Annotated in this window: 36 protein-coding genes and 2 tRNA genes; 30 read left to right on the top strand and 8 right to left on the bottom strand. The window is 64.7% G+C overall.

Annotated elements, in window-relative coordinates; translation table 11 throughout:
* Window positions 1–27: 27 nt before the first annotated feature.
* Together psbM and SynRS9909_RS02950 are read right to left on the bottom strand one after the other, a co-directional pair.
* The gene (gene psbM / locus SynRS9909_RS02955; RefSeq protein ID WP_007100550.1) at window positions 28–132 is read right to left on the bottom strand and encodes a photosystem II reaction center protein PsbM; all 105 of its coding nucleotides are present in this window, start codon (window positions 130–132) and stop codon (window positions 28–30) included.
* A gap of 59 nt (window positions 133–191) precedes the next feature.
* Window positions 192–659 (bottom strand): 2Fe-2S iron-sulfur cluster-binding protein, encoded by a 468-nt coding sequence (locus SynRS9909_RS02950; protein ID WP_007100551.1) that lies wholly within the window; start codon window positions 657–659, stop codon window positions 192–194.
* Window positions 660–891: 232 nt separating this feature from the next.
* Here SynRS9909_RS02950 and psbB point away from each other — a divergent pair, with 232 nt between their 5' ends.
* The 13 genes from psbB to SynRS9909_RS02885 all read left to right on the top strand — a co-directional run bounded on the left by psbB (window position 892) and on the right by SynRS9909_RS02885 (window position 10,681).
* Window positions 892–2,451 carry a photosystem II chlorophyll-binding protein CP47 gene (psbB, locus tag SynRS9909_RS02945; RefSeq protein ID WP_007100552.1) on the top strand — a complete coding sequence of 520 codons (1,560 nt, stop codon included), beginning with the start codon at window positions 892–894 and terminating at the stop codon, window positions 2,449–2,451.
* A 21-nt stretch (window positions 2,452–2,472) separates the two neighbouring features.
* Complete coding sequence (locus tag SynRS9909_RS02940; RefSeq protein ID WP_006042122.1) at window positions 2,473–2,568, top strand: photosystem II reaction center protein T; 96 nt, start codon at window positions 2,473–2,475, stop codon at window positions 2,566–2,568.
* A 116-nt stretch (window positions 2,569–2,684) separates the two neighbouring features.
* Window positions 2,685–3,158 carry a transcriptional regulator NrdR gene (gene nrdR, locus SynRS9909_RS02935; protein WP_038000825.1) on the top strand — a complete coding sequence of 158 codons (474 nt, stop codon included), beginning with the start codon at window positions 2,685–2,687 and terminating at the stop codon, window positions 3,156–3,158.
* Between the two features lie 117 nt (window positions 3,159–3,275).
* Window positions 3,276–4,385 carry a 30S ribosomal protein S1 gene (locus SynRS9909_RS02930; protein WP_007100554.1) on the top strand — a complete coding sequence of 370 codons (1,110 nt, stop codon included), beginning with the start codon at window positions 3,276–3,278 and terminating at the stop codon, window positions 4,383–4,385.
* 22 nt (window positions 4,386–4,407) lie between these two features.
* Window positions 4,408–5,178: an HAD family hydrolase gene (locus SynRS9909_RS02925; protein ID WP_007100555.1), complete on the top strand. Its 771-nt coding sequence runs from the start codon at window positions 4,408–4,410 to the stop codon at window positions 5,176–5,178.
* 39 nt (window positions 5,179–5,217) lie between these two features.
* Window positions 5,218–6,477 (top strand): methionine adenosyltransferase, encoded by a 1,260-nt coding sequence (metK, locus tag SynRS9909_RS02920; RefSeq protein ID WP_007100556.1) that lies wholly within the window; start codon window positions 5,218–5,220, stop codon window positions 6,475–6,477.
* 9 nt (window positions 6,478–6,486) lie between these two features.
* Window positions 6,487–7,761 (top strand): FGGY-family carbohydrate kinase, encoded by a 1,275-nt coding sequence (locus SynRS9909_RS02915; RefSeq protein ID WP_007100557.1) that lies wholly within the window; start codon window positions 6,487–6,489, stop codon window positions 7,759–7,761.
* A 152-nt stretch (window positions 7,762–7,913) separates the two neighbouring features.
* Window positions 7,914–8,189, top strand: a complete 276-nt coding sequence (locus SynRS9909_RS02910) for a DUF2470 domain-containing protein (RefSeq protein ID WP_007100559.1) — start codon at window positions 7,914–7,916, stop codon at window positions 8,187–8,189.
* Between the two features lie 19 nt (window positions 8,190–8,208).
* Window positions 8,209–8,907, top strand: a complete 699-nt coding sequence (locus tag SynRS9909_RS02905) for a ComF family protein (RefSeq protein ID WP_007100560.1) — start codon at window positions 8,209–8,211, stop codon at window positions 8,905–8,907.
* Window positions 8,898–8,970, top strand: a tRNA-Phe gene (locus SynRS9909_RS02900). Before SynRS9909_RS02905 ends, SynRS9909_RS02900 begins: the two co-directional genes overlap by 10 nt.
* A 16-nt stretch (window positions 8,971–8,986) precedes the next feature.
* Window positions 8,987–9,217: a hypothetical protein gene (locus SynRS9909_RS02895; RefSeq protein WP_007100561.1), complete on the top strand. Its 231-nt coding sequence runs from the start codon at window positions 8,987–8,989 to the stop codon at window positions 9,215–9,217.
* Window positions 9,218–9,221: 4 nt separating this feature from the next.
* Window positions 9,222–9,815, top strand: a complete 594-nt coding sequence (locus SynRS9909_RS02890; RefSeq protein WP_007100562.1) for a chromophore lyase CpcT/CpeT — start codon at window positions 9,222–9,224, stop codon at window positions 9,813–9,815.
* A 116-nt stretch (window positions 9,816–9,931) separates the two neighbouring features.
* Entirely contained in the window at window positions 9,932–10,681 is a 750-nt protein-coding gene (locus SynRS9909_RS02885; RefSeq protein ID WP_007100563.1) for a phycobilisome rod-core linker polypeptide, read from the top strand.
* On the opposite strand, the gene SynRS9909_RS02880 is transcribed toward SynRS9909_RS02885, so the two are convergent.
* A complete protein-coding gene (locus SynRS9909_RS02880; protein WP_007100564.1) occupies window positions 10,675–11,076 on the bottom strand; it encodes a hypothetical protein in 402 nt (133 codons plus the stop codon). The genes SynRS9909_RS02885 and SynRS9909_RS02880 overlap by 7 nt on opposite strands.
* 203 nt (window positions 11,077–11,279) lie before the next feature.
* Here SynRS9909_RS02880 and SynRS9909_RS02875 point away from each other — a divergent pair, with 203 nt between their 5' ends.
* The 9 genes from SynRS9909_RS02875 (at window position 11,280) to SynRS9909_RS02835 (ending at window position 17,210) form a co-directional block, all read left to right on the top strand.
* Window positions 11,280–12,122 carry a phycobilisome rod-core linker polypeptide gene (locus SynRS9909_RS02875; protein ID WP_007100565.1) on the top strand — a complete coding sequence of 281 codons (843 nt, stop codon included), beginning with the start codon at window positions 11,280–11,282 and terminating at the stop codon, window positions 12,120–12,122.
* 38 nt (window positions 12,123–12,160) lie between these two features.
* Window positions 12,161–12,439 (top strand): phycobilisome linker polypeptide, encoded by a 279-nt coding sequence (locus SynRS9909_RS02870; RefSeq protein ID WP_007100566.1) that lies wholly within the window; start codon window positions 12,161–12,163, stop codon window positions 12,437–12,439.
* Between the two features lie 315 nt (window positions 12,440–12,754).
* The gene (locus SynRS9909_RS02865; protein ID WP_007100567.1) at window positions 12,755–13,273 is read left to right on the top strand and encodes a phycocyanin subunit beta; all 519 of its coding nucleotides are present in this window, start codon (window positions 12,755–12,757) and stop codon (window positions 13,271–13,273) included.
* A 53-nt stretch (window positions 13,274–13,326) separates the two neighbouring features.
* Window positions 13,327–13,815, top strand: coding sequence for a phycocyanin subunit alpha (gene cpcA / locus SynRS9909_RS02860; protein WP_007100568.1), 489 nt, complete (start codon window positions 13,327–13,329; stop codon window positions 13,813–13,815).
* 176 nt (window positions 13,816–13,991) lie between these two features.
* On the top strand, window positions 13,992–14,510 hold the full coding sequence (locus SynRS9909_RS02855; protein WP_007100567.1) for a phycocyanin subunit beta: 519 nt from the start codon (window positions 13,992–13,994) through the stop codon (window positions 14,508–14,510).
* Window positions 14,511–14,563: 53 nt separating this feature from the next.
* Window positions 14,564–15,052, top strand: a complete 489-nt coding sequence (gene cpcA / locus SynRS9909_RS02850) for a phycocyanin subunit alpha (RefSeq protein ID WP_007100568.1) — start codon at window positions 14,564–14,566, stop codon at window positions 15,050–15,052.
* 126 nt (window positions 15,053–15,178) lie between these two features.
* Window positions 15,179–16,036, top strand: a complete 858-nt coding sequence (locus SynRS9909_RS02845; protein WP_007100571.1) for a HEAT repeat domain-containing protein — start codon at window positions 15,179–15,181, stop codon at window positions 16,034–16,036.
* Window positions 16,033–16,716: a HEAT repeat domain-containing protein gene (locus SynRS9909_RS02840; protein ID WP_007100572.1), complete on the top strand. Its 684-nt coding sequence runs from the start codon at window positions 16,033–16,035 to the stop codon at window positions 16,714–16,716. Before SynRS9909_RS02845 ends, SynRS9909_RS02840 begins: the two co-directional genes overlap by 4 nt.
* Window positions 16,713–17,210, top strand: a complete 498-nt coding sequence (locus tag SynRS9909_RS02835) for a low molecular weight protein-tyrosine-phosphatase (RefSeq protein WP_007100573.1) — start codon at window positions 16,713–16,715, stop codon at window positions 17,208–17,210. The genes SynRS9909_RS02840 and SynRS9909_RS02835 overlap by 4 nt, the downstream gene beginning before the upstream one ends.
* On the opposite strand, the gene SynRS9909_RS02830 is transcribed toward SynRS9909_RS02835, so the two are convergent.
* Complete coding sequence (locus tag SynRS9909_RS02830; RefSeq protein ID WP_240307717.1) at window positions 17,194–18,678, bottom strand: bifunctional pantoate--beta-alanine ligase/(d)CMP kinase; 1,485 nt, start codon at window positions 18,676–18,678, stop codon at window positions 17,194–17,196. The genes SynRS9909_RS02835 and SynRS9909_RS02830 overlap by 17 nt on opposite strands.
* 62 nt (window positions 18,679–18,740) lie before the next feature.
* Complete coding sequence (locus tag SynRS9909_RS02825) at window positions 18,741–19,310, bottom strand: septal ring lytic transglycosylase RlpA family protein (protein WP_007100575.1); 570 nt, start codon at window positions 19,308–19,310, stop codon at window positions 18,741–18,743.
* A 355-nt stretch (window positions 19,311–19,665) separates the two neighbouring features.
* Between SynRS9909_RS02825 and purM the strand changes: the two genes are divergently transcribed.
* Window positions 19,666–20,703 (top strand): phosphoribosylformylglycinamidine cyclo-ligase, encoded by a 1,038-nt coding sequence (gene purM / locus SynRS9909_RS02820; RefSeq protein ID WP_007100576.1) that lies wholly within the window; start codon window positions 19,666–19,668, stop codon window positions 20,701–20,703.
* A gap of 121 nt (window positions 20,704–20,824) precedes the next feature.
* Complete coding sequence (locus SynRS9909_RS02815; protein ID WP_007100577.1) at window positions 20,825–21,463, top strand: hypothetical protein; 639 nt, start codon at window positions 20,825–20,827, stop codon at window positions 21,461–21,463.
* On the opposite strand, the gene SynRS9909_RS02810 is transcribed toward SynRS9909_RS02815, so the two are convergent.
* The gene (locus SynRS9909_RS02810) at window positions 21,451–22,410 is read right to left on the bottom strand and encodes an aldo/keto reductase (RefSeq protein ID WP_038001590.1); all 960 of its coding nucleotides are present in this window, start codon (window positions 22,408–22,410) and stop codon (window positions 21,451–21,453) included. The two genes, SynRS9909_RS02815 and SynRS9909_RS02810, sit on opposite strands and share 13 nt — an antisense overlap.
* 23 nt (window positions 22,411–22,433) lie before the next feature.
* Here SynRS9909_RS02810 and SynRS9909_RS02805 point away from each other — a divergent pair, with 23 nt between their 5' ends.
* On the top strand, window positions 22,434–22,649 hold the full coding sequence (locus SynRS9909_RS02805; protein WP_007100579.1) for a hypothetical protein: 216 nt from the start codon (window positions 22,434–22,436) through the stop codon (window positions 22,647–22,649).
* Window positions 22,639–23,136, top strand: coding sequence for a hypothetical protein (locus SynRS9909_RS02800; protein WP_007100580.1), 498 nt, complete (start codon window positions 22,639–22,641; stop codon window positions 23,134–23,136). Before SynRS9909_RS02805 ends, SynRS9909_RS02800 begins: the two co-directional genes overlap by 11 nt.
* Before the next feature lie 151 nt (window positions 23,137–23,287).
* Here SynRS9909_RS02800 and SynRS9909_RS02795 read toward each other — a convergent pair.
* A tRNA-Cys gene (locus SynRS9909_RS02795) sits at window positions 23,288–23,358 on the bottom strand.
* Window positions 23,359–23,397: 39 nt separating this feature from the next.
* Between SynRS9909_RS02795 and SynRS9909_RS02790 the strand changes: the two genes are divergently transcribed.
* Window positions 23,398–24,696, top strand: a complete 1,299-nt coding sequence (locus tag SynRS9909_RS02790) for a lipid-A-disaccharide synthase-related protein (protein WP_007100582.1) — start codon at window positions 23,398–23,400, stop codon at window positions 24,694–24,696.
* Window positions 24,674–24,943 (top strand): hypothetical protein, encoded by a 270-nt coding sequence (locus SynRS9909_RS02785; RefSeq protein ID WP_007100583.1) that lies wholly within the window; start codon window positions 24,674–24,676, stop codon window positions 24,941–24,943. The genes SynRS9909_RS02790 and SynRS9909_RS02785 overlap by 23 nt, the downstream gene beginning before the upstream one ends.
* Before the next feature lie 16 nt (window positions 24,944–24,959).
* Here SynRS9909_RS02785 and SynRS9909_RS02780 read toward each other — a convergent pair whose 3' ends face one another.
* Window positions 24,960–25,601 (bottom strand): ribonuclease D, encoded by a 642-nt coding sequence (locus SynRS9909_RS02780; protein WP_007100584.1) that lies wholly within the window; start codon window positions 25,599–25,601, stop codon window positions 24,960–24,962.
* Between the two features lie 113 nt (window positions 25,602–25,714).
* Here SynRS9909_RS02780 and SynRS9909_RS02775 point away from each other — a divergent pair, with 113 nt between their 5' ends.
* The gene (locus tag SynRS9909_RS02775; RefSeq protein WP_007100585.1) at window positions 25,715–26,128 is read left to right on the top strand and encodes a helix-turn-helix transcriptional regulator; all 414 of its coding nucleotides are present in this window, start codon (window positions 25,715–25,717) and stop codon (window positions 26,126–26,128) included.
* 32 nt (window positions 26,129–26,160) lie between these two features.
* A complete protein-coding gene (locus SynRS9909_RS02770; protein ID WP_007100586.1) occupies window positions 26,161–26,715 on the top strand; it encodes a cofactor assembly of complex C subunit B in 555 nt (184 codons plus the stop codon).
* Window position 26,716 lies beyond the last annotated feature (1 nt).

The raw sequence follows: 26,716 nt of genomic DNA, 5'->3' as shown, positions 1-26,716 counted from the left end.
GACCGATCCCTTCAGGCCCAGGGGCAATCAGCTCTGCCGGCTGTTGGTCTGGATGAACAGGATGATCAGGAAGACCGTCGGAACCAGCACAAACAGAAGGCTGGCAACAAAACCGAGATCGTTGGTTTCCATGACCGCTGAAAGATTCCACCGGAACGTATCACCGTTCGGCCGGCAAGCCGGCGGCTACGTCAGTCCTCGTCACCGGGCGTAGCAGCTTCATCGAGCGATGCGCTCACCTCCTCGTCGTCAGAGGAGGCCTCTGGCTCCTGCGTGACCGGCCAGGCGGTGGGCCCCGCCGGCAACGGCGTCGCCTGTGCAGCGGCCAACCGGGCCGCAGCATCAGCCAGGCCCGCCTGCGGGCGCGTCATGATCAACACCGACCCTTCCACCAGGGTCTGGCAAGCCAGCCGCCAGGACTGGGGTCGCCGGCGCAACTTGGCCTCCTCCACAGCCGTGCGGGGCGAAAGGGCCCCCAGCGCTCCCCCTTCCTGCACATCCACAAAGCAGGTGATGCACTGTCCGCAGCCGCCGCAATTGCCCAGCTGACCTTTGAGCCCGTAGAGAGCGATCCCTTCCCGCAACGCCACGTCGCGCAGGTTTTCGCCTGGGTAACACTCCACGTCGCGACCTTCTCGAACAAATCGGATCACCGGCATGGCGACTTAGGCAGCTGCCTCACCATTGTGAATCGAGGGATTTCGATTTGTAACCTCCCTTCAGGGGCCCTTTCGAGCAGCCAGGTCAAGACAATCCGTGCGGCTGGCACGGCCGAGAGAGCGCATGTGCAGACATTGCAGCTCGCGACAGCGTCCCCCGTCCCACCGACCACACCCCTTACGATCGCGAAGTCTGGCTGCATCAGCAGCTTCGTTCCCCCGAACCTGACCCATGGGATTGCCCTGGTATCGGGTGCACACCGTCGTCATCAACGACCCCGGCCGACTTCTGGCCGTGCACCTCATGCACACCGCCCTCGTTGCCGGCTGGGCCGGCTCGATGGCCCTTTATGAACTCGCCATTTTCGACCCCTCGGATCCCGTCCTGAATCCGATGTGGCGTCAGGGCATGTTCGTCATGCCCTTCATGGCCCGACTCGGCGTCACCGGCAGCTGGGGAGGCTGGAGCATCACCGGAGAAACCGGTGTGGATCCTGGCTTCTGGAGCTTTGAAGGTGTCGCAGCGGCTCACATCGTGTTTAGTGGCCTGCTGATGCTTGCCGCCATCTGGCACTGGACCTACTGGGACCTGGAGATCTGGCAGGACCCACGCACCGGCGAGCCGGCCCTTGACCTTCCCAAAATCTTCGGCATCCACCTGCTCCTGGCCGGCCTCGGTTGCTTCGGCTTCGGCGCCTTCCACCTCACCGGTGTGTTCGGTCCTGGCATGTGGGTCTCCGATCCCTATGGCTTGACCGGCCACCTCGAGGCGGTTCAACCGGCCTGGGGGCCAGAAGGTTTCAACCCCTTCAACCCCGGTGGCATCGTCGCTCACCACATCGCAGCTGGCATCGTCGGCATCATTGCCGGCATTTTTCACATCACCACCCGCCCGCCCGAGCGTCTCTACAAGGCGCTTCGGATGGGCAACATTGAAACGGTTCTGGCCAGTGCCATTGCCGCTGTGTTCTTCGCAGCCTTCATCGTGGCAGGCACGATGTGGTATGGCTCCGCAGCAACACCTGTCGAGCTGTTCGGCCCCACCCGTTACCAGTGGGATCAGAGCTACTTCAAAACGGAAATCAACCGTCGCGTCCAGACGGCGATGGATCAGGGTGCCACGGCTCAGGAAGCCTTCGCAGCCATCCCCGAAAAGCTCGCTTTCTATGACTACGTCGGCAACAGCCCTGCCAAAGGTGGCCTGTTCCGCGTCGGTCCGATGGTGAATGGTGATGGCCTGCCCACCGGATGGCTGGGGCATATCGCCTTCACCGATAAGGATGGTCGCGATCTCCAGGTGCGTCGTCTGCCCAACTTCTTCGAGAACTTCCCTGTGGTTCTGGAAGACAGCGATGGCATCGTTCGCGCTGACATCCCCTTCCGTCGCGCTGAAGCCAAGTATTCCTTCGAGCAGCAGGGCGTGACTGCCAAGGTGTTCGGTGGGGCTCTCGATGGCCAAACCTTCACGGATCCTGCCGATGTGAAGCGTCTGGCCCGTAAGGCCCAGCTTGGTGAAGCGTTCGAGTTCGACCGCGAGACCTACCACTCCGACGGCACTTTCCGCAGCTCGCCACGGGGCTGGTTCACCTTCGGCCATGCCACCTTCGCCCTGCTCTTCTTCTTCGGGCACATTTGGCACGGCGCTCGGACCCTGTATCGCGATGTGTTTGCCGGGATCGATCCGGATCTCGGCGAACAGGTGGAGTTCGGTCTGTTCCAGAAACTGGGCGACCGTTCCACCCGTCGCCTTCCCGAGGGCTACGTGCCCCCGGCCGGTTCCACCCTCAGCTGATCGCCCTCCGGAGACTCCCCGATGGAAAGCTTCGCTTACATCCTCATCCTCACCCTGGCGATTGCCACGCTCTTCTTCGCGATCGCCTTCCGCGATCCTCCCAAGATCGGCAAGTGATCCACAGAGTTCCTGCTTCAAGCCCCACCAATCGGTGGGGCTTTTTTGTTGTGATTCCAGCTCTGGACACGGTGTCTACAATCGGCTCACAACCTTGAACTGGGAGTTGCCCGGGCGTGCAGTGCCCTTCCTGCCAAAACACAGACAGCCGGGTGCTCGAGTCCCGCGCTGCCGACGGCGGCAGAAGCGTGCGGCGGCGGCGTGAGTGTCTCAACTGTGAGTTCCGCTTCACCACCTACGAACGGGTGGAAACCATGCCAATCACCGTGCTCAAGCGCAATGGCAGCCGGGAAAGCTTCAGTCGCAGCAAATTGCTTCACGGTCTCAGCCGGGCCTGCGAAAAAACCGGTCTGACCGCCTCCCGACTGGAGACGATCGTGGACGATCTCGAACTTGCCCTGCAACAGCGCAACGGACGGGAGGTGAGCAGCCAGGAGATCGGTGAAATGGTGCTCAATCAGCTCAAGGAGCTCAGCGAAGTGGCCTATGTGCGCTTCGCCTCCGTGTACCGGCAGTTCCGAGGCGTCAACGATTTCGTGAAGACCCTCGAAGGCATGAACGACTCGGCCACCCCCCTGGCAGCGGTCTGAAACTACTCTCCACGGTTCATCCGAGTCGATCTGACAGAATGACGGATTCGATCGTTGTGGTCGGCGGGCCACCACGTCATTCCTTCGCACTGTCTCCGGGCAGACCGCCATCGCTCCATGTCTGTTTCCTCCACCGACCAGGTTCAGGACCACGCTGTCGAATCAGCTGCAACCGTCACCGATGCCGCCGAGCCAGTCGCTGCTCAGGCTGAGGTGCTGACTGCCGATGAAGCCTTCGACGAGAACGACCTGAGCATTCCGGAGGATGTGCCCACGGCCGACGACCCCAGCAGCCGGGCGAGCAGCCGCGATCTGGATAACGCCGGCTTCACCCTCGACGAGTTTGCGGCGCTTCTCAGCAAGTACGACTACAACTTCAAGCCTGGCGACATCGTCAACGGCACCGTGTTCGCCCTGGAATCGAAGGGGGCCATGATCGACATCGGCGCCAAGACCGCCGCCTTCATGCCGATGCAGGAGGTGTCGATCAACCGGGTGGAAGGCCTGAGCGACGTGCTTCAGCCCGGTGAGGTGCGCGAGTTCTTCATCATGAGTGAGGAGAACGAAGACGGGCAGCTTGCTCTCTCGATCCGCCGCATCGAGTACCAGCGGGCCTGGGAGCGGGTGCGTCAGCTGCAGAAAGAAGATGCCACCATCTACAGCGAAGTGTTTGCCACCAACCGCGGTGGTGCCCTGGTGCGGGTGGAGGGCCTGCGCGGCTTCATCCCCGGCAGTCACATCAGTACCCGCAAGCCCAAGGAAGAGCTGGTCGCCGATTTCCTGCCGCTCAAGTTCCTGGAAGTCGACGAGGAGCGCAACCGTCTGGTGCTCAGCCATCGCCGCGCCCTGGTGGAACGCAAGATGAATCGCCTGGAGGTGGGCGAAGTGGTGATCGGCACCGTCCGCGGCATCAAGCCCTACGGCGCCTTCATCGACATCGGTGGCGTCAGCGGTCTGCTGCACATCTCCGAAATCAGCCACGAGCACATCGAAACGCCGCACTCGGTGCTCAATGTGAATGATCAGATGAAGGTGATGATCATCGACCTCGATGCCGAACGGGGGCGGATTTCTCTCTCCACCAAGGCACTCGAACCGGAGCCGGGCGACATGCTCACCGATCCCCAGAAGGTGTTCGAGAAGGCCGAGGAGATGGCAGCCCGCTACAAGCAGATGCTGCTGGAGCAGGCCGAGGAAGGCGACGATGGCTACGGCATGATGGGCTGACCAACGGCCCAGCCTTCCATTCATGGCCCGGTTGCTGCTCAACGGCATCACCCTGGCCGACGTTGACGGGGTGCTGTTCGACAAGGACGGCACCCTGTCCCATAGCGAACCCCATCTGATCGGCCTTGGTCGTCAGCGACTGCAAGCTGCTGCCACGGTGTTCCGCCAGGCCGGTCACACCGCCAGCGTTTGCGAGCACCTGGTGGATCAACTGCAACGGCTCTATGGCATTAGTGCCGCCGGGGTCTCCCCCACGGGCCTGCTGGCGGTGGCGTCGCGCCAGCACAACCTCATCGCCACGGCTGCCACCGCTGCCCAGCAGGAACCCTCCTGGCCCCAGGCCTGGCGACTGGCCGAGGTCTGCTTTCAGCTCGCTGATCAGGCCCTCGCCGAGCAGCCCAGCCCGCTGCTGCCAGAGGCCGATCGCATCCTCCACGCCTTGCAGGCTGCGGGCGTTCGCAGTGCGGTGATCAGCAACGATTCGCGCCAGGGAATCGAGCGGTTTCTGGTTAACCATGGGCTCCACGCGCTGGTGAGCGCCATCTGGAGCGCCGACGACACTCCCTGCAAGCCGGATCCCGCCGCGGTGCATCGCCTCTGTGAGCAGATGCAGCTTGACCACCGGCGTTGTGCCCTGATCGGCGACGCTGATTCCGATCTGCACATGGCCCGGGAGGCCGGCGTGGCGGTGACTCTCGGCTACGTGGCTGGATGGCAGCAACCACCACGCCTCACCGGCCACCACCATCTGATTCAACACTGGCGCGAGCTCCAGGTGGAGTGTTTGACGTGAAAACACTTCCCCCTACAGTCGCCGCAGCGACAGCAACCCATGAGCCGTTACGTCTTCACCTCCGAATCCGTCACCGAAGGCCATCCCGACAAGATCTGTGATCAGGTCAGCGATGCCGTGCTCGATGCGCTGCTCGCCCAGGACAGTGCCAGCCGGGTGGCCTGCGAAACCGTGGTCAACACCGGTCTCTGCATGATCACGGGTGAAGTCACCTCCAAGGCTCAGGTGGATTTCATTCATCTGGTGCGGGATGTGATCCGCGACATCGGCTACAGCGGTGCCCGGGCCGGCGGTTTCGATGCCAACAGCTGCGCGGTGCTGGTGGCCCTCGATCAGCAGTCACCCGACATTGCCCAGGGTGTGAACGAGGCCGATGATCACGCCGGTGATCCCCTCGACAAGGTGGGGGCCGGCGATCAGGGCATCATGTTCGGCTACGCCTGCGACGAAACGCCGGAGCTGATGCCGCTGCCGATCAGCCTCGCCCACCGGCTCTCGCGTCGCCTGGCCGAAGTGCGCCACAACGGCAGCCTTGAGTACCTGCTGCCGGATGGCAAGACGCAGGTGAGCGTCGTGTATGAGAACGACAAGCCCGTGGCGATCGACACGATCCTGATCTCCACCCAGCACACCGCCGAGGTGGCCGGCATGAGTGGTGAGCAGGAGGTGCGCCAGAAAATCAGCGACGATCTCTGGACCCATGTGGTGGAACCGGCGACAGCCGACCTCCCCCTGCGCCCCAGCAAAGACAGCACCCGCTATCTGGTCAATCCCACCGGGAAGTTTGTGGTGGGAGGTCCCCAGGGGGATGCGGGTCTGACCGGTCGCAAGATCATCGTCGACACCTACGGCGGCTATGCCCGCCATGGCGGTGGTGCCTTCTCCGGCAAAGATCCCACCAAGGTGGATCGCTCGGCGGCCTATGCCGCCCGCTATGTCGCCAAATGCCTGGTGGCCGCCGGTCTGGCCAAACGGGCTGAAGTGCAGCTGAGCTACGCCATCGGCGTCGCCAAGCCGGTGTCGATTCTTGTCGATGCCTTCGGCACCGGCAAGGTGTCGAACGCCGAGCTCACCGAACTGGTGAATCAGCACTTCGATCTGCGCCCCGGCGCCATCATCGAACAGTTCAAGCTCCGGGAGATGCCGGCATTGAACGGAGGCCGTTTTTATCGCGACACCGCGGCCTATGGCCACTTCGGTCGCCCCGACCTCAAGCTTCCCTGGGAGGATGTGGCGGACAAAGCCGCCACCCTCCTGCAGGCAGAAGCCTCCCGGCTGCAACAAGGCAGCAGCCTCTGATTGCCACCAGTGCCACCCGACACCACCGTGCTCGGCATCGATCTGGGCACCAGTGGTGTTCGGGTGGCCGTTCTCAGTGTGGAGGGTGAGCTCGTCCACAGCGAAGCCACCCCCTATCCAGGCGATTTCACCAATCCCCTCGCCTGGCGTCAGGCCTGCTCTGACCTGATCCAGGCCATCCCACAGCATCGGCGCGCCGGCCTGGCCGCGATCGCCGTCGATGGCACATCGGGAACGCTGCTCGCCTGCCGCCGGGATGGCACCCCCTTAGGGCCTGCGCTCTCTTATCAGCAGAGCTGCCCGGAGCAGGTGGAGACGCTCCGCCGCCTGATCGCACCGGAGCATCCTGCCGGAAGCGCCAGTGGCAGCCTGGCCCGGGCCCTGCGGCTGCTGGACAGCCACCACGACTCTCACCTGCTGCTGCGCCATCAGGCCGATTGGATCACCGGATGGCTGCTCCAACACTGGCGCTTCGGCGAAGAAGGCAACAACCTGCGCTTGGGTTGGGATCTGCAGCGCAGCAGCTGGCCTGCGACCTTCCACGACCAGGCCTGGGCTGAGGCCCTGCCTGAGATTGAGGCCAGTGGGAGCATTCTTGGCCCCATCGCACCGCCAATCGCCCGTGCCCTGGGCTGTCCTGAGTCGGTGCAGGTGGTGGCCGGCACCACCGACGCCAATGCAGCGGTGTTGACCGCCAACCCAGCCGTCGATGAGGGCATCACCGTTCTCGGCAGCACCATCGTGCTCAAGCGGTTCGTGGACGCCCCCCTCAACGCCCCGGGAGTGACCAATCATCGGGTCGGCGGGCGCTGGCTCTGCGGAGGAGCGTCCAATGCCGGCGGCGCCGTGCTGCGATCACTGTTCGGCGCCATCGACCTCGCCGCCCTGAGCCGACAGATCGATCCCAACCAGGGCAGTGGGCTGGAGTTTCGTCCACTGCCGGGCCGGGGGGAACGCTTTCCGGTGGATGATCCGACTCTGGAGCCGGTGCTCACGCCGCGACCGGTGAGTGACGCCCTCTATTTGCACGGGTTGCTCGAGGGGTTGACGCGGATTGAAGCCCAGGGCTGGCAACGGCTTGGTCAACTGGGTGCCCCCGAGCCCCGTCGGCTGATCACGCTTGGGGGTGGGGCTCGCAACCCCCAGTGGCGCCGGATCCGTGAACGGATGCTGGGCCGCCCGATCCTCACCTGTCATGCCCCTCCGGCAGCGGGGGTGGCCCGACTCGCCCTACAGGCTCTGAAGCCAGGAGCAAACCGAGGTGGATCCGGGGCAGAATTCTGAGTCCCCGAGTGCTTCAGGTGCCTGCCAAACTCCGCGATGCCCTGGCCGTTGGACTGTTTCTGGTTCTGGCCGGATACGTGACCTTCAGTGGCATCCGGTTGGCTCTGCTGCTGTGGCAGCGCTTCGGTTGACGACTCCCTCTTTCCACCTCCATGGCCGCCGATCCCCTCACCCCCAGCGTCAGCGATCGCATCTGTCGCCACATGAATGCCGATCACGCCGAAGCCGTCCTCCAGTACGCCCGGCACTACGGAGGTGTCGCTGAACCGCAAGCCGCCACCATGCTCGCCGTGCGTCCGGATGCGATGGAGCTGGAGGTGGATGGGGTCAAGCTGGAGATCCGTTTTGATCACGAATTGAGCGACAGCGAGGATGCGCACCGCACCCTGGTGGCGATGCTGCGCTCCATGGCCAGCGGGGAATCCTGAAGGCAGCGTCCCCGTTGCCGTGCTCACCGCCCTGTCGTCGTGCCTCAAGACCCTGCTTCATCAGCCCAGCTGCCCCCTCTGCTCTCAACCGCTCACCGACGATCAGGACGAGCAGCGCCCCTGTGAGCCCTGCAACCGCCGCCTGGGGCTCCGCAGCCAGCTGTTGCATGGACGGGCTCCCCTGCCCTGGGTCGCCGCCGGGCTCTACAGCGGTGCACTGCGCCAGGTGCTGCTCCAACTGCGCCGCAGCCCCGACGCCAAGACCATCGCTGCGCTCTGCGCCAACCTCCGCGACCACCTGCCCAGCGATGCCCTGCTGGTGCCCATCCCCAGCTGGAAACACGCCAGTCGGGCCAATCCGCTGCCGGCCCTGCTCTGCCAGGGCCTGAACCGCCCCACCCTGGAACTGCTGCAACGCCGTCGGCCCGGCCTGGGGCAACACCACCTGAAGGCGCATCAACGCCAGAGCAATCAACAGGAGGCGTTTCACGCCGTCGCCCCCGTCGCGACGGATGTCGGACGGCCGAATGGAAGGATCTGGATCGTCGATGACATCCTCACCACCGGTGCCACAGCCGTTGCCGCCCAGGCGGCACTCACCAGGGCGAACCTGCCCGTGGCTGGCCTGGTCTGCCTGGCAAGAACACCGCGCCGAAGCGCGAGCTCGGAACGTCGTGATTTAAGATCTGGCTGTCGCGCAGACGACGCGCCGGGATAGCTCAGTTGGTAGAGCAGGCGACTGAAAATCGCCGTGTCCCCAGTTCAAATCTGGGTCCTGGCATGCCTTTTTCTCTCCCATGCCTCAGTTCGGAGAGCTCAACGACACCCGTCAGTTCAACAACGCCGACAGCTTCGCCATGGCCTTTGACGAGGCCTGGAAGCGCAGTGTCAACGTCGATGGCGATCAGGATGTGACGACCCGGCTCACTTCCGTCATGAGCAGCCTGGAGGGACATCCCTTCATGGAAAGCTCATCGGATCTGGCCCTCCAGGTGGCCGAATTCCGCCTGAGACTTCTCAATCTCTGACGTCATGTCTGCTCCTCTGAATCGTCTGGTGCGCCTGCTCTGTGGGAGCTTCACCAACGAGGCACAGGCCTTCGAGAATCCACCGCTCTACGCCCACATCAACGTGACGGTGCGCCCCTTGCCGCACCTGGAGGCGGGCATGCTCCTGCTCGAGCAGGCCTATGCCCTGGCCCCTGCCGAGCCCTACCGAATTCGCGTGCTCGAAGCGCGCCAAGTGGGGGACGCCCTGCACGTGCGCAACCACTCGCTCAGCGATGCGCAGCGCTTCTGGGGCGCCACCCTGAATCCACATCAGCTGACCGCCATCGGCAGCGACGATCTGCAGCTGCTCGAAGGATGCACCTATGTGGTGAGCCCCAAGGGGGATGGCTTCAGTGGCGAGGTGGAACCCGGCTGCCGCTGCATGGTGGAACGTAAGGGACGCACCACCTACCTGGTGAGCCAGTTCGAGATCGACGCCGCCGGCATGAGCACCATCGACCGCGGGCACGATCCGGAGACCCACGAACAGGTCTGGGGGTCACTGGCAGGTCCGTTTCAGTTCCAGCGTCTGGAAACCTATGCCGGCGAGATCCCTGCCGACTGGAATCTGGGCTGAACCAGCGAAGAGCCGATCTTGAAGTTGAGTGAATTGATGTAATGGCATTTGTCTATCCGAACAAATGCTCATCGGGCAGCCATAGGGTCCTGACCTGATCATCTGATCTCATCCGCATGGTTCTCCCCCTGCTGTCAACCCCAATCCGCACACAGAATGCCCTGGTGACACCCATCGGCAGTGTGGGTGATGAGAGCGACCGACGCTGCAACCAGGGCCTACACCCCCAGAAGGACTGCTGCGACCTGGTGATCGAACAGGCCTATCGGCAGGTGTTTTTCCACCCCCTCAAGGTCGACCGACAACCCATGCTGGAGATGAAACTGCGCGATGGAGGGATCACTGTTCGCGACTTCATGCGTGGCCTTCTCACCTCCCAACGGTTTCGCGATGGCTATCTTCACACCAACAGCAACAACCGACTGGTCGACCATCTGATCAGCAAAGCCCTGGGTCGCCAACCCCATGGCCAGGCCGAACGGATCGCCCTGTCGATCCTGATCGCCGAACAAGGTTTGAATGCCGCAGTGGATACCCTGCTGAATAGCAGCGAGTATCTCGAAGCTTTTGGGTATGACAGCGTTCCCCATCAGCGCAACCGCGTCCTGGCCGGTCGTGCGCAAGGCGAGAAACCAACGCACCAACGGCTTCCCCGCTACGCCGCCGATTGGCGTGACAGCAGCGCCAAGCGCTTCCCCGCCAATCCAGCCGGTGCCAGCGGCACGGCCGCTGCCAGCTGGACTTCAGGCCAACCACCCGCCTGGGCCCTGAGGCTCTGGCTGGGCCTTGCGGTTGTGGGTGGCCTGGAAATCGGTCGAGTGCTGCTCACCATTGCCGGCTCGATGCTCAGCACCTCCATTCAGTGAGCCAACAGCCCCTGCCGCTCTTCCGGGAACAGCTGGGGCTCATCCTCGAGGAACTCCTGTTGCTCATCAACGGGGAACGGGTCATCCCCGGAGTCGTCGGTCTCGATCCCAAGCTGATCGACGACAGAATCGCTGGGGGGAGCCACCGTGGGATCACTGTCCAGAAGACGTTCCAGACGGCTGAGGCGCTCTTCCGTTCCCGACAGCAGCTCAGCAGCCCCCTCCCAATCCCCTGAACACAAGCCAGGCGGCGTGGTGAACGCCTCCTCTAACCCCTGGAGACGGGTCTCCACGTGCATGATCCGCTCGGTGAGTGATTCACTCACCGCCGTCAACAGGCTCAATTGCTGACAGAGGCGACTCTGAAACAACTGTTGACCGTCAAGAGATTCCATCACCGCAGGGGTTGAGGGATGGCCGGATGGTATCGACGATCCAGCCATCGGCCAGCCCTGCGGCAAAACCCTCTCCTGGCATGGCTTGTAACGATTCTGAAAGGCTTCGATCGCAATCGAACTCTCTCCATAGGATCCACACCGAACATGTCTTGAGCCAGGGGCAGGTCTTTGCCTCAACCAAGCTTCGTCACCCCGTTCCAATGACTCTCGCCAACGCGTCCTATCTGGGCATCGAGCGCTACACGCAGCCCACCCAGGAAAACTGGACCAACAGTTCCGAAAACGACCGCACCGCCCTGATCCGCGCCGCCTACCAGCAGGTCTTCGGTTATCAGTACATCCTCAGCAGCGACCGTCTGGAAGGGCCCGAGTCACTGTTCCGTCGCGGCTACCTCAGCACCCGCGAATTCGTGCGACAACTGGCCAAGAGTGGTCTCTACCGCAAGCGCTTCTTCGAAAACTCCAATCCCTATCGCTTCATCGAACTGAATCACAAACACCTGCTCGGCCGCGCTCCGCAGAACAAAGCGGAGATGCTGCACCACTTCACCATCCTTCAGGAGCAGGGCTTCGAGGCTGAAATCGATTCCTACATCGACAGCGCCGACTATCAGGAACGCTTCGGTGAAGAGGTGGTGCCTTACCTGCACGGCTGGAACTACAGCGTTGGCCAGCAAGGCCTGCAGTTCTCCTACATGCTGCAACTCAGCCGCGGTGTCGCCGCCTCCATCAAGGGCGATATCTGCAAGAACCAGTCCCGCCTCAACCCCTCCGTGCACGCCGAAGCGCCGGTGCCCGTGGTGAGCCCCAATGCCAAGGGCAATGTGTTCCGCAAAGTCGGCACCGATGGCGTCACCCGTCAGGGCGTTGGTGCCGCCGAGGAAGGTCGCACCTTCCGGATCGAAATCACCGGCCTGAACAACTACCGCCTGCACAAGCGCAGCAACCGGGTTCGCTTCGTTCCCTTCAGCAAGCTGCTGGATGTGCAGCGCCAGATCCAGCGTGAAGGCGGCCGGATCGCCAGCATCACCACCGTGAACTGACGTTCTCGGATCAGCCGTTCCTTGCTTCCCCAAACACCATGAAAGTTTCCGCCGGCAGCCGTTCCTCCACCTTCGCCTCCAGCCGTCAGGTGACCTTCAAGGTCACCGGCATCGCCAACAACGACTTCATCCGCACGGCCGACACCGTGATGCAGGTGCCCTTCACGCGCATGAACGAAACCATGCGCATGATTCAACGCATGGGTGGCCGCATTGAAGACGTCAGCGTCAGCGGCGGCGATCTGGGAGACCAGCGAGGCGGCGAGGCCGCTGCCGCCAAGCCTGCACGTCGTACCCGCAGGAAGGCTGACGACTGAGCTGATCTCTCCCCCGAGGCCCGGCCAACCGACCCGATCACGCCCCCTTCCACCAGGGGGCTTTTTGATGGGAGACAGGGGTCACGAACACACGCAATCGTCACAGGCAAATCGAAGCTGTGGCAATGGATTTCGAGCCGGGAATGACCTTTTGTTAAAAGCCTCGCACCCCGCTCTCATCTTCTTGAAGAATGGCCTTGCGAAGGAGAACAGCTGCCACAAGCGACTCGTTCCCCGCTCGAGATCCCAGGACCCACCCGCGGCTCTCTCCCCCAACCACTCCCGACCCTTCGTCGAGACCAGGAGCTTTTCTCAATGTTCGACGCCTTCACCAAGGTTGTTGCCCAGGCTGACGCCCGTGGCGAATTCATCAACGCCGGCCAGATCGATGCTCTGGCTGCCATGGTTGCTGACAGCAACAAGCGCATGGATGCTGTGAACCGCATCACCTCCAACGCTTCTTCCATCGTCACCAACGCCGCTCGCGAACTCTTCGCCCAGCAGCCCGCCCTGATCGCCCCCGGGGGGAACGCTTACACCCACCGCCGCATGGCTGCCTGCCTGCGCGACATGGAGATCATCCTCCGCTACGTCACCTACGCCGCCTTCACCGGCGATGCTTCCGTGCTGGAAGACCGTTGCCTCAACGGCCTGCGTGAGACCTACCTGGCCCTGGGCGTCCCCGGCGCTTCCGTCGCTGAAGGCGTTCGCAAGATGAAGGACGCTGCTATCTCCATCGCCAACGACAAGAACGGCATCACCGCTGGTGACTGCTCCGCTCTGATGTCTGAAATCGGCACCTACTTCGATCGCGCTGCCGCTGCTGTCGCCTGATCCGGCTCCAGCTCTCACGATTTCCGACCAGAACACCCTCGTCTTTTCCAACCATGAAGACCCCCCTCACCGAAGCCGTCGCCGCCGCTGATTCCCAGGGCCGCTTCCTCTCCAACACCGAAATCAACGCTGCTTTCGGTCGTTTCGAGCGCGCCGCCAACGCTCTGGCTGCTGCCAAGGCCCTCACCGCCAACGCTGATTCCCTCGTGAACGGCGCTGCTCAGGCTGTCTACAACAAGTTCCCCTACACCACCCAGATGCAGGGCAACAACTACGCAGCTGACGCTCGTGGCAAAGAGAAGTGCGCCCGTGACATCGGCTACTACCTCCGCATGGTCACCTACTGCCTCGTGGCTGGTGGCACCGGCCCCATGGATGAGTACCTGATCGCCGGTCTCGACGAGATCAACCGCGCTTTCGAACTCTCCCCCTCCTGGTACGTCGAAGCCCTCAACTACATCAAGGCCAACCACGGCGTCTCCGGCGACGCTGGCGTCATCGCCAACAACTACATCGACTACGCCATCAACGCTCTCGTCTGATCGCGTTCTCGCTTCTTCTCATCGCCCCCTCCAACGAGGGGGCTTTTTTGTTGCCGTCCTTTCTCCTTGACCCGGCACAGACAAGCAGCTCTGGCAGGCTCGAGATCCCAGGACCCACCCGCGGCTCTCTCCCCCAACCACTCCCGACCCTTCGTCGAGACCAGGAGCTTTTCTCAATGTTCGACGCCTTCACCAAGGTTGTTGCCCAGGCTGACGCCCGTGGCGAATTCATCAACGCCGGCCAGATCGATGCTCTGGCTGCCATGGTTGCTGACAGCAACAAGCGCATGGATGCTGTGAACCGCATCACCTCCAACGCTTCTTCCATCGTCACCAACGCCGCTCGCGAACTCTTCGCCCAGCAGCCCGCCCTGATCGCCCCCGGGGGGAACGCTTACACCCACCGCCGCATGGCTGCCTGCCTGCGCGACATGGAGATCATCCTCCGCTACGTCACCTACGCCGCCTTCACCGGCGATGCTTCCGTGCTGGAAGACCGTTGCCTCAACGGCCTGCGTGAGACCTACCTGGCCCTGGGCGTTCCCGGCGCTTCCGTCGCTGAAGGCGTTCGCAAGATGAAGGACGCTGCTATCTCCATCGCCAACGACAAGAACGGCATCACCGCTGGTGACTGCTCCGCTCTGATGTCTGAAATCGGCACCTACTTCGACCGCGCTGCCGCTGCTGTCGCCTGATCCGGCTCCAGCTCTCACGATTTCCGACCAGAACACCCTCGTCTTTTCCAACCATGAAGACCCCCCTCACCGAAGCCGTCGCCGCCGCTGATTCCCAGGGCCGCTTCCTCTCCAACACCGAAATCAACGCTGCTTTCGGTCGTTTCGAGCGCGCCGCCAACGCTCTGGCTGCTGCCAAGGCCCTCACCGCCAACGCTGATTCCCTCGTGAACGGCGCTGCTCAGGCTGTCTACAACAAGTTCCCCTACACCACCCAGATGCAGGGCAACAACTACGCAGCTGACGCTCGTGGCAAAGAGAAGTGCGCCCGTGACATCGGCTACTACCTCCGCATGGTCACCTACTGCCTCGTGGCTGGTGGCACCGGCCCCATGGATGAGTACCTGATCGCCGGTCTCGACGAGATCAACCGCGCTTTCGAACTCTCCCCCTCCTGGTACGTCGAAGCCCTCAACTACATCAAGGCCAACCACGGCGTCTCCGGCGACGCTGGCGTCATCGCCAACAACTACATCGACTACGCCATCAACGCTCTCGTCTGATCGCGTTCTCGCTTCTTCTCATCGCCCCCTCCAACGAGGGGGCTTTTTTGTTGCCGTCCTTTCTCCTTGACCCGGCACAGACAAGCAGCTCTGGCAGGATCGTGCCCAGTCCATGCAGTCCGGCCCATGCAGGAGCCCGGCCCCAGCCCCAACGACGGAGGCCCGAGTGCCGAAGGTGCGCCGATCAACGAAGCCGAAGCGATCGCGCGTCTGAGGCAGACCGACGATCCCTCTGCTCAGTACTACGCGGCGTGGTGGCTTGGCCGCATGCGCAGTGAGCACCCCGAGGCCGTGCCGTTGCTTTGTCAGGCCCTGCGGCAACGTCAGCCCCGCCAACCTGATGCTGGCGTCGAAGCCAATGCCGTGGCCCGCAATGCCGCCCGCGCCCTCGGTCTGTTGCGGGCAGAGGCGGCCATTACCGATCTGCTCGCCACCCTGGACGACGAAGACCATGGCCTGCGGGAGGTGGCCGCCCGCGCCCTGGGTGAGATCGGCGCCCGCGAGGCCGTGCCGGCACTCTGCCGCCGACTGGAGAGCGGACCGACGGTGGCCGGAGCGCCTGCACCCGGCTCCCCCCGGCTGCAGGAACCCTGCGAAGCCCTGTTGGAGGCCCTGGGGGAGATCGGCGACAACACCACCGAGGTGCTCGCCGTGGTGACCCCATTCACCGGCCATGAACGCCCCCTCATCCGTAGCGCCGCCTGCCGTGCGCTGCTGCAGCTCAGCGGCGATCCCCACTGGGCCCAGCCCCTGATCGACCTGCTGCGCCATCCCCAGCTTCAGGTGCGCCGCGCCGCCCTGATGGACCTGGGCGCCGTCGGCTGGCGTCCGGCGCTGCCGGCAATCGAGGCGACCCTGGCCGAAAACAGCCTCAAACTGATCGCCCTGCGCGGGCTGGCCGAACACCCCCGCAGCCCGATGGGGGAACCCCCCACAGCCGCTGCGGACATCGCCCTGCTGGATGCCATGGATGCTCTGCTGTGACCCTTGACCCCTCCCATGTGATGCGCCCCCCATCACCGTCACTCGATTCCGCCATCGCTGATCTGGAGCAGTCCAGCAGCAGCGAAGGGCTGATCGTGGCCACGCGGCGACTGGCCGCGTTGCAGCACCCCGGGGCCGCCGAATCACTCATGCAGGTGCTGGCCTTCAACAACCCCGGTGCCGCCCTGGCCGCGGTGGATGGACTGGTGGCCATCGGCCCCGATGCGGTGCCCACGATTCTCAACAACCTGGATGGGCGGAACTACGGCGCGCGGGCCTGGGCGGTGCGAGCCTTGGCGGGTTTGGCTGATGAACGCGGCCTTGAGGTGCTGGTGGACGCCCTGCTGCATGATGTGGGCCCCAGCGTGCGTCGCGCCGCCGCCCGCGGTCTCGGTGATCTGGTGCTGAATCCCGAACCGGATCGGGCCGCCAATCAACTTAATCTCTGCATCCGAAGCCTCGAGGAAGGCAGCGAGGATGGTGAATGGGTGGTGCGTTATGCCGTGGTGGTGGGCCTGGAACGCCGGCACGGCCCGGTTCCGGAGCAAGCCGCCTCAAGCCTGAGGAGAATTCCTGCCGTGCTTCAGCGGCTGGCTGAGCCAGAGGCTGAGGAAATTGCCGTCGTGCGGCAACGGTCTTGGCTGGCGCTGCAACGCCTCCCCATCCCTTCGCAACCATGACCGTCGCTCCCGTGCCACCGCAGCGCCTGCTGTTTGTTTGTCTCGGCAACATCTGCCGCTCACCGGCGGCGGAAGGGGTGTTTCTCCACCTCGTGAAGCAGCGTGATCTGGGCGACCACTTTCTGGTGGATTCGGCCGGCACCGGCGGCTGGCATGTGGGCCGTCCGGCCGATCAACGCATGCAAGCCGCTGCGAAGCGACGCGGCATTGACCTGCCCAGCCGGGCGAGGCAGCTGGATCTCGGTGATCTGGAGCAGTTTGATCTGATCCTCACCATGGATGCCGACAACCTGTTGGCGGTGCAGAACCTGGCTCGCGAAGCGGGCGAACGGGCCACGGCCCAGGTGCGGCCCATGCTCAGTTATGCCCGTCGCCATCAGGTCAGCGAGGTGCCGGATCCTTATTACGGCGGTGAGGACGGGTTCGAGCAAGTGCTCGATCTGCTCGAGGATGCCTGTGAGGGTCTGTTGGAGGAGCTCAGCCGTCGGGCGTAGGCCAGACCTCCTCGGCCACCCGGAAGCGGAACAGATCCACCAGCGCTTCGATCACGTCGTCGATGCTCATGCCATCGGTGATCAGCTCGGTGGCATCCTCGGCCTGCACCAACGGCGCCACTGCGCGGCTGCTATCGAGTCGATCCCGCTCAAGGATCTGGGCCTCCAGTTCAGCCAACGCCGGCACGGCATGGCCGCGCGCCTCCAGATCCGCAGCCCGGCGCCGGGCGCGCTCCTGTGGTGAGGCGGTGAGAAACACCTTCAGCTCGGCGTCGGGGAACACCGCGGTTCCGATGTCGCGCCCTTCAGCCACCAGTCCCCCCCGTTCGCCGAGGCGCTGTTGCTGCCTGGTGAGCAGGGCGCGCACACAAGGATGGGCCGCCACCAGAGACACCGAAGCGGTGACCTGCGGATCGCGGATGGCCTCGGTGACATCGCGACCATTCACCCGCACCCGCTGCACACCCTGCTGCAGGGGATCCAGTTCCAGCTCCAGCCCCTCAAGCAGAGGGCGCACCGCCGTCCCATCGCCAGGGTTCACCCCTTGGGATTGCACCCACCAGGTCACCGCCCGATACATGGCGCCGGTGTCGAGATACAGCAGCCCCAGACGCTCGGCAAAGGCCCGGGTCACCGTGCTCTTGCCGGCACCTGCCGGGCCGTCGATGGCAACGATGGGCGAACGGGTCATCAGAAAGGTGTGATCAATCAAACGGGTTCGGCCGCAACGCACGGCCGCCGCCAGCAGACGCAAGGGCTGATCGGAGCGGGTCGGCTGCAGACGGATCGGATCCACTACCTCTACATACTCGACGGTCAGATCCGCCGCTTCCAACGCGATGCGGATCGCCCCAGGATCCACCAGCTGCCGCCCCCCACGCACGCCCTGGGCAGTGCTGCTGAGCAGTGAAGGAAGCCGTGTGGCCCGTTCCCGTTCCGCTGGGGTGAGATAACGATTGCGCGAGCTGCAGGCCAGTCCATCGGCATCGCGCTGCGTCGGACAACCAAAGATGCGCACAGGCAGGCCGAGGCTCTTCACGAGCTGGCGCAGGATCATCAGCTGCTGCCAATCCTTCTCGCCGAGCACCAGCCCCTGCGGCCGGCACAAGGCCAGCATTCGGCAGACCACGGTGGCGACGCCATCGAAATGACCAGGACGCCCCGGCCCACAGAGATGGGCCTGGAGGGATGCAGGCACCTGAACCCCGAAAGCCTCTGCCACACCACCCGGGTAAATCTGTCCGTCATCTGGACACCACACGGCTGCGGCGCCAGCGGAGGCCGCCAGGTGCACATCCGCCTCGACATCGCGTGGGTAGTCCACGAAGTCTTCGCCCGGGCCGAACTGAAGAGGGTTCACATACACGCTGACCAGCACATCCACCGGGCCAGACCCGACCTGTCCAGCCCTTTCAATCAGGTGAGCGTGGCCCTGATGGAGTGCCCCCATCGTGGGCACGAAATGCACGGAGCGTCCGGTTGCCGATCGCCAGGAGGTCAGCTCCGCCAGCGTTCGGAGAACGGGAAGGCTCAGCGGAGCACCTCAAGCTTGACCTTGGCGACACCACTGGCCACGAGTCCGAGCTGAGTGGCGGCGCCATGGGCCAGGTCGATCACCCGCGCACCATGAAACGGGCCACGATCATTGATTCGCACCACAGTCGAACGACCGTTCCACAGGTTGGTGACGCGAACCCTCGTGCCAAAGGGCAAGGTGCGATGCGCGGCGGTGAGAGTGCCGGGCCGGAACACCTCCCCACTGGCGGTGCGGTTCCCGAAAAAGCCGGGGCCATACCAACTGGCCTCTCCAGTGCTCACGGACACCACCGCCGGTGCGGAGGGCTTGGGAGGCTCGGCCTTGACCGGAGCGGCAACTGGTTCAGCCGCAGGCTGTGATTCCGAGGAGAGTGATTCCGAAGACAGTGGCTCCGAAGGCACTGACTCTGCGGGCAGCGCCTCAGCCTCGATGGCTGAATTCAGCGCCAGATCCACAGACTCACGCACCGACTCAGGCTCGAGCTCGCGTGCCAACACAGGCAACACAACCGCACCTGCTGTGGTGAGGCCTGCAACAACAAGGGGAATGAACGGTGAACGCATGCCAGTCGGTTGACGCCTGCTGTGGAACCACGCAGTCCGGGAAGGATTCCGCGGCGACAACCTGAGCACTCAAAGGTCGAGCTGACGGTAAGGAGCTTCCCCACAGCGGGGCACCCCGGAGCCCAAGCCACGCCCCGGGCCTGATCTGGAGAGCCGATCGACCAGATGACCAGCGGTGACAGGGGATTGCGACGACACCAGCGCGACAAATGCATGAGCTGGGCTTATGCAGCCCACAATCCCGGCTGATCACTGGAGTGGACGTTGGCCCAGCTGGACCCAGCCACTGGGCGTGCGCGATGAGGCGAGAGGATCAGGGACAACTGCCGTGGGCCCGGCGCCCGCAACCGAATCGATGGACTACAAGAGCGCTGGTGTGGACGTCGAGGCCGGACGGGCCTTCGTCGACAGGATTCGCTCCAGCGTGGAAGCCACCTTCCGGCCGGAGGTGATCGGTGGCCTCGGTGGTTTCGGGGGGGTGATCCGGTTGCCGGCCGGGATGCGTCGCCCACTGCTGGTGTCTGGCACGGATGGGGTCGGCACCAAGCTGGAGCTGGCGCAGGACCATGCCGGCCATCACAACGTGGGCATCGACCTGGTGGCGATGTGCGTGAACGACGTGATCACCTGCGGAGCCGCGCCACTCTTTTTTCTCGATTACATGGCCACCGGCGCCCTCAGCCCCGACTGCATGGCCACGGTGGTGGAGGGAATCGCCGAAGGCTGCCGCCGCAGCGGCTGCGCCCTTCTGGGAGGTGAAACCGCCGAAATGCCGGGGTTTTATCCCGCCGGCCGCTACGACCTCGCTGGCTTCTGCGTGGCCGTGGTGGAAGAAGACGCCATGATCGACGGGCGCACAGTCGCGGTCGGCGACAGGATCGTGGGCATCGCCAGCAGCGGTGTACACAGCAATGGCTTCAGCCTGGTGCGCCGGGTGCTCCAACACAGTGGCGCCGATGCCTCAACCCGGTTCGGCGCCGACAACCGCCCCCTGATCGAGGCGTTGCTCACCCCCACCACCCTGTATGGCGAACTGGTGAGCAACCTGCTGCGGGAAGGCGTGGCCATCCACGGCATGGCCCACATCACCGGCGGCGGACTCCCCGAAAACCTGCCCAGGGGCCTGCCCGCCGGGTGCCAGGCCAGGGTGAATCACGCCAGCTGGCCTCGGCCCGAGCTGTTCCAGTGGCTGCAGGAGCACGGAGCAATCCCGGAGCGGGACCTCTGGCACACCTTCAACCTGGGCATTGGCTATTGCGTGGTTCTTCCTGAAGCCGATGTCGAACGGGCCATCGCCATCAGCGAGCGGCAGGGCCTCCCCGCCTGGCTGATCGGCGAGATCGTGCCGGCCGCCCCCCAAGCCAGGGAACCGGTGCTGGGGCTCCCGGCGTAATGCGTCAGACTTCAACATCCTCCGTAATCCAGGACACACCCAGTCCTGAGATCCCTACCCTTGTCACAAGCGGATCGATCCGGTTGTCGATCGCGGTGCCGTCACATTCCCTTACCAAGTCATGCCTTTCGATCAACCCCAGCGGATCACTCGACGCCGCTCGTCAGCGGGTCCTGTGCCCCCCCGGCGTCCCGTCGGCCAAGCCCACGAACGCTCCACCCTGCATCGCCACGGTCCTCGCCCCACCTATCTGGCCCTCAAGGATCACGGCAAGGTGTTCGTGGCCGATATCCCCCATCTCTCCGATGGACAGCTCACCCAGATCGGCAAGGAAGCTGAGGAAGTGCTTGGCAGCCTCGAGCGCCGCATCGGCGAACTGGAGAGCGATCTCTCCCTCGATGCGGGGGATCGCGACACCCTGATCAAAGCCTGCACCAAACGGGACGTCACCCACCGATTCCTCCGGGCGATTCACGACGAGCAGGAGCAACGCCGCAACAATCCGGCCATCCGCGGTGCGGCATCGGAATCCCTACCCCGCACGTTTCTGGAAATCGCCCGGCACCGTCTGTCCGGCGCCACCTTTGATTCCCTGCTCCAGGAAGCGCTCGCGGCTTGTGAACAATCGATCCCTGCCGAGGCGCCGCCTGCACCGGAGCCGTCGTCCGCCACCAACGTGGTGCCACTCCAACCGGTGCTCGCCAGTCTGCCGGTGGTGGTGAGCCCCGACCCCGAGGAGCCCGCCGATCAGGCGCTCTGAAACGGGTTGGCGGGCATGCGAACCGGGCAGGTGAGGGCGAGCTCATCCAGGCTGGCGCGCTCCTGATCGCTCAGCTGCCAGGTCAACGCCGCAGCCACGTCGCTGGCCTGGTCCGGGCGACGGACACCGGGCAAGGGCATCGCGCCGTGGGAACGGCACCAATTGAGGGCCACCTGCGCCTGGCTGACCCCATGGGCCACCGCGATCGCGGCCAGGCCTTGCCGCAGTGCCTCGCTACCTGGAAGGAGGCGACGAAACAAGCCCTGGCGGAGGCGCGTGCAAGCCGGAACCGCTGCTCCCGGCGGCAACGTCAGCACTCCGAGTGCCAGAGGGCTGTAGGCCAGCAGGGCAATGCCGAGCTCCCGACACACCGCCGCCAGACCGTCAGCGGCGATCGGCTCCGGAGCCAGCAACGACATCTGCACCTGCACGCTGCTGATGCGGACGCCGCGGCGCTGCAGACAGGCATGAATCTGCCGCAGACGCCGCGGCCCCACATTGGAGAGTCCCAGTTCCGCCACCTGACCCGCCTCCACCAGATCGGCGAGCCCCTCCAGCAGCGGCCCCTCCTGCCAGGGGGCATAGCGGGCCGTGCTCCAGTGCAACTGCACCCGATCGCAATGCCCCCGCAAACGCTCACGGCTGGCCTGAAACGCCCGCGCAAAGCCGCGACGCCCGAGGCGCCAGGGGAAGGGAGCCAGTTTGGTGGCCACGGTGAGGCGGGAGCGTTCCGCAACAGACAGACCATCCAGCCCCTGACCCAGCAAGAACTCGCTGCGACCATTGAGGCGGCCGGTGCCATAGGAATCGGCCGTATCCACCAGCGACAGCCCTGACGCGATGGCCACCTGAAGGGTCTCCACCAGCAAAGGGTCATCCCGGTCTGGCTGGTAGCCCCAGAGCAATTGATTCCCCCAGGCCCAGGTCCCGAAACCGATTCCCGTCACCCCAGCCACCGCCGCTGAACGCCATGATCGCCTTCTGTGCTGTGATCGCCATCGACGCGGAACCCGCCATGACCTCCGACGCCCCGCCCACCACCGCCAACCCAGGTGCGGCTGGCCACCCGGAGGATCGCCAGGACGATCGCGGCGCCAACGCGACCATCCTCTGCCGGCACTGCCGCCGCACGGCGGAGAATGGACTTCGTTGCCTTGGCATGTGCGTCGCCGACAGTGACTATTGATCGGCTGCTGCCCCTGCTCGTTCTCGCCATCAGCCTGATCGCACCCGGCACCGCTGCGGCCCAACCCTTATCAGCGGTGGGTCGGTTCAAAACATTCAGCTCAAACTGTCGCTACACCCTCTCCGAAGGACACGAGGGGCCCTGCGGCCTGGTGGAGCTGACCCGCCGCGGCCCCGCCGTGCTGAGCCTCCGCTTCACTGGCTCCGGCCCGGACGACAGCGCCAACCACCAGCTCACCTTTGTGGTGATCGGCCCCGCCAAGACCATCCCACTGCACTGCGAAGGCGGGCGCTGTCAGCTGAGCGCAAGCGAGTGGCGCGGGGAGGTCTCCAGTGCGTCGGAAGGACGGGTCGATCCGATCGGTTTGGCCATGGGGGTGCCGCAGGCCTGGCCTGTGCAGGGCAGCTGCCAGATCCAGCGAGGCCAGCTGCAATGCGAAGCCCAGCTCCAGGACGGTGCCATGCTGCGCGGTGTGGCCGCGCTCTGATCGAGGGCAGAGCGGCGGCGATGCATCTGACAGGATTCAGCGGGCTCAATCCGGAGACCCGCCTGTCCTTCCCTTTTGCCCAGGCCCGCGGTGCAGCAACGATCGTTCCTCAGCCCACCGACAGAGAAAGCTATTGATGCAATCGGACGAAAGGCGGCACCCAGATTCGAACTGGGGATAAAGGATTTGCAATCCTCTGCCTTACCACTTGGCCATGCCGCCATCGGGGGAGCCGCGCTCCCATCAGCGGATCGTATCAGTGTGGGCGCGGGGATCCCTGCGGGCAGCGGCTCCCTGTTGGTGCTGAGCAACGGCCATGGCGAAGACCTGATCGCCCTGCGCATCCTCGAAGCTCTGCATCGCCTCTGCCCAGGCCTGAGGCTGCGGGTTCTGCCGATGGTGGGCACCGGGGCCACCTTCACAGCCGCCGAGCAAGCGGGTTGGATCGAGCGGGTGGGTCCGCCTGCGGCGCTGCCGAGCGGCGGCTTCAGCAATCAGAGCCTGCGGGGCTTGCTGGCTGATCTCAGCTCCGGGCTGGCCCTGCTGAGCTGGCGCCAATGGCGCTGCCTGCGTCGAGAGCGAAAGCGCGTGGATGCGGTGCTGGCCGTGGGAGATCTGCTGCCCTTGCTGATGGCCTGGGGGGCGGGACGCCCCTTCGGATTCGTGGGAACACCGAAAAGCGACTACACCTGGCGCAGCGGCCCCGGGCGTTCCCCCAGCGACCGCTACCACCGCCTCAAGGGCAGTGAATGGGATCCATGGGAATGGCTCCTGATGCGCAGCCGCCGTTGCCGTCTGGTGGCGACGCGCGACCGGATCACGGCCCGAGGCCTGCAGCGGCATCGCGTCAGGGCCGAGGCCCCCGGCAATCCAATGATGGATGGCTTCCGTTCGACGCCTGTGCCGGCAGCCCTGGAGCGTTGTCGGCGCATTCTGCTGCTCTGCGGTAGCCGGATGCCGGAAGCGCTCCGCAATGCCGAACGGCTGCTCCAAGCCCTGGAGGGCTGGCAGAGCCCGGTGCCGATTGCCCTGCTGATGGCCACGGGATCCCAACCGGAACAACAACCCCTGGCCTCGCTGCTCACCCGCCTCGGCTACCGCCCCTGCCCTCCTCCCGCCGACGCCCTGGGAGCCAGCGCCTGCTGGGTGAACGGGGTGCAGTTGCTGCTGCTGGGGCGGGGGCGCTTTCAGGACTGGGCCAGCTGGGCCGAAGTGGGTCTGGCCACCGCAGGCACGGCCACCGAGCAACTGGTGGGGCTGGGCGTGCCAAGCCTCTCGCTGCCGGGACCCGGTCCCCAGTTCACCCGCGCCTTCGCCACACGGCAGAGCCGACTGCTCGGAGGCGCGGTGCGGTCATGCCGGAACGCGGCCGACCTGCGCCAACACCTGGCCGCTCTCCTGGAGAGCGCACGCCTGCGAGAGGCGCTGGGCCGCATCGGCCGGCAGCGCATGGGACCTCCCGGCGGCAGCGCCGCCCTCGCCCAACGGATCCAGCAACAACTGATCACGGATACTGAACGTTCTCCGTCAGCACGCCATGGCCGCGATTCAGGACCATGACTATCTCCGGCTCTGCGCTGAAATAGCCAGCTGCTTGAGCATCAGTCAGGCCTCGGCACGGCGAAGGGTGGAACTCGCTGCCGCCCGCGATGGCGTGAGGGATCTGGAGGCGCGCAAAGCGATGGCCAGGCAACTGCTGGCCGAAGCACAGAACGCTCGCGACACCCCAGAGGAAGCGGATGGCTCCGGGCTCGATGCCCTGCTGGTGGCGAGCCCGGAAGACGAGCATTTCATGCTCGAAGACTGACCACTCGCTGCTCGACTCAGTGCTCGAAGGTCTGTGCGAAGCGCAGACGATCCAGCTCCGACATCACAGGAATGCAACGGAAACAGCGCTGGGCGAGCTCCCAGCGACCCTCCCGACGCAGCATCACCTCCAGTCGCTCCCGCGCTGGCAACAGATAACGCGCATCGTTGGCGGCATAGGCCAGCTGGGCCTCACTGAGCTCCTCCACCCGGCCCCAGTCGCTGCTCTGGGCCTGCTTGTCGAGCTCAACGCCCACTAACTCGAGCACCACCTCCTTGAGACCGTGCTTGGGGCTGTAGGTGCGGGCCAGTCGCGACGCCACCTTGGTGCAGAAGATCGGATCAACGGCAATCCCCAACCCACTGGCGAGGGCCGCCACATCAAAACGGGCGAAATGGAACACCTTCTCCACCGCCGCGGCTTCCATCAGAGCCTTCAGGCGAGGCGCCTCGCACTGACCAAGACCGATGCGCACACACGACACGTTGTCGTCGCCATCGCAGAGTTGCACCAGACAGAGGCGATCCCGACCGTGGACCAGGCCCATCGCTTCGGTGTCAACCGCCAGGCGGCTGGCCTTGGCATAGCGATCGGCCCAGGCGGCATCCAGATCGCCATCAAACACGGCGAAATCCCTGGGTTCGGTGCTGTCAGCCATGGGGTGCGCGGAGAGAGACGCTGGATCACGCCACTCTGACGCGCTCGGTGGCACGGCTTTCCGCCACACCCTTGAAAATCAGAGTGAGATCGGGTTAGAGCAGAATGAGACGAATGATCCGCGTCGTCGTGCAGACCCAACGCAAAGCCTCCCGCGCCTGCCTGGCCGATATCGAGCATTACTTTCACCAGCCACCGCCGCGCTTCCTCGACCTAGAACTGGCGGTGTGCTGGGTGCTCGACTGCCTCCTCCGCCAGGACAGCTACCCCTCAGGGCTGCTGCAGCGTCTCCAGCACGAACACCCGGAACTGCGACTCTCGGAAACGGTGCTGCACCAGGCCCTCGCCTTTCTCGACGGTCAGGGCATGCTCGGCCACTACAGCAAACGCTGCCCGAGCCGCGGACGCCCCCGCAGCATGCTCCACCTGCAACATGAAGCGCGCGAACCGGCGGAGCGCTTGATGACGCAATGGCGTCGTTGGCTGATCGACCATCTCGCCGAAAGCGACCGGCCCGTGGCGCACTAGAACGGAACGATCCAGCGCGGTTCCATCGGCGGATGCCCTCCTTCCAGATCTCCACCCTGCTGTTGACCCTGCTGCTGGCCATCGGTCTGGTGTTTTTCCTCAGGGCTGCCAGCAAAGACCGCACCACAGTGGTGGATGTGCAATCACCGCGGCCGGCCCTGGAGGTGCTCGAAGGCCTGAGCCAATGGCTGGAGCAACGCGGCTGGGTGCAGCGAGGCGTCGATGCCGAACGCCAGGTGTTGCGGTATCAGGCCACGGTGGCAGCCAGTGCGCCGCTCGCCCTGCTGCTCTCCCTCCTGGGCACGATCGGTGCCGGTTGCCTGGGCCTGGTGCTGCGCCAGCTCCAGCCGGGCCTGGGCTGGTGGCCCCTGTTGCTCGCCCTGCTCGGTCCGCTCGCGGGGCTCCTCTATCGACGCCGGGCGCTGCGGCAGGAGGGTCTGGAGATCCGGCTGATGAGCTCCAACGAGAGCGGCGGCAGCACGATCCGGTTGCGGGCCCATCGCGATGAACTGATTGCCCTGGAACTGGACCTGGCCGGTCCGCTCGAGCTGGCCAGCGACGGCTCCCTGCTGTCGTCGCCGATCTGAC

The sequence above is a fragment of the Synechococcus sp. RS9909 genome (genome assembly GCF_014279595.1).
GTDB lineage: Bacteria > Cyanobacteriota > Cyanobacteriia > PCC-6307 > Cyanobiaceae > Synechococcus_C.
Note: the sequence above shows the minus strand (reverse complement) of the source record. Positions and strands in the feature narration are given on the sequence as shown.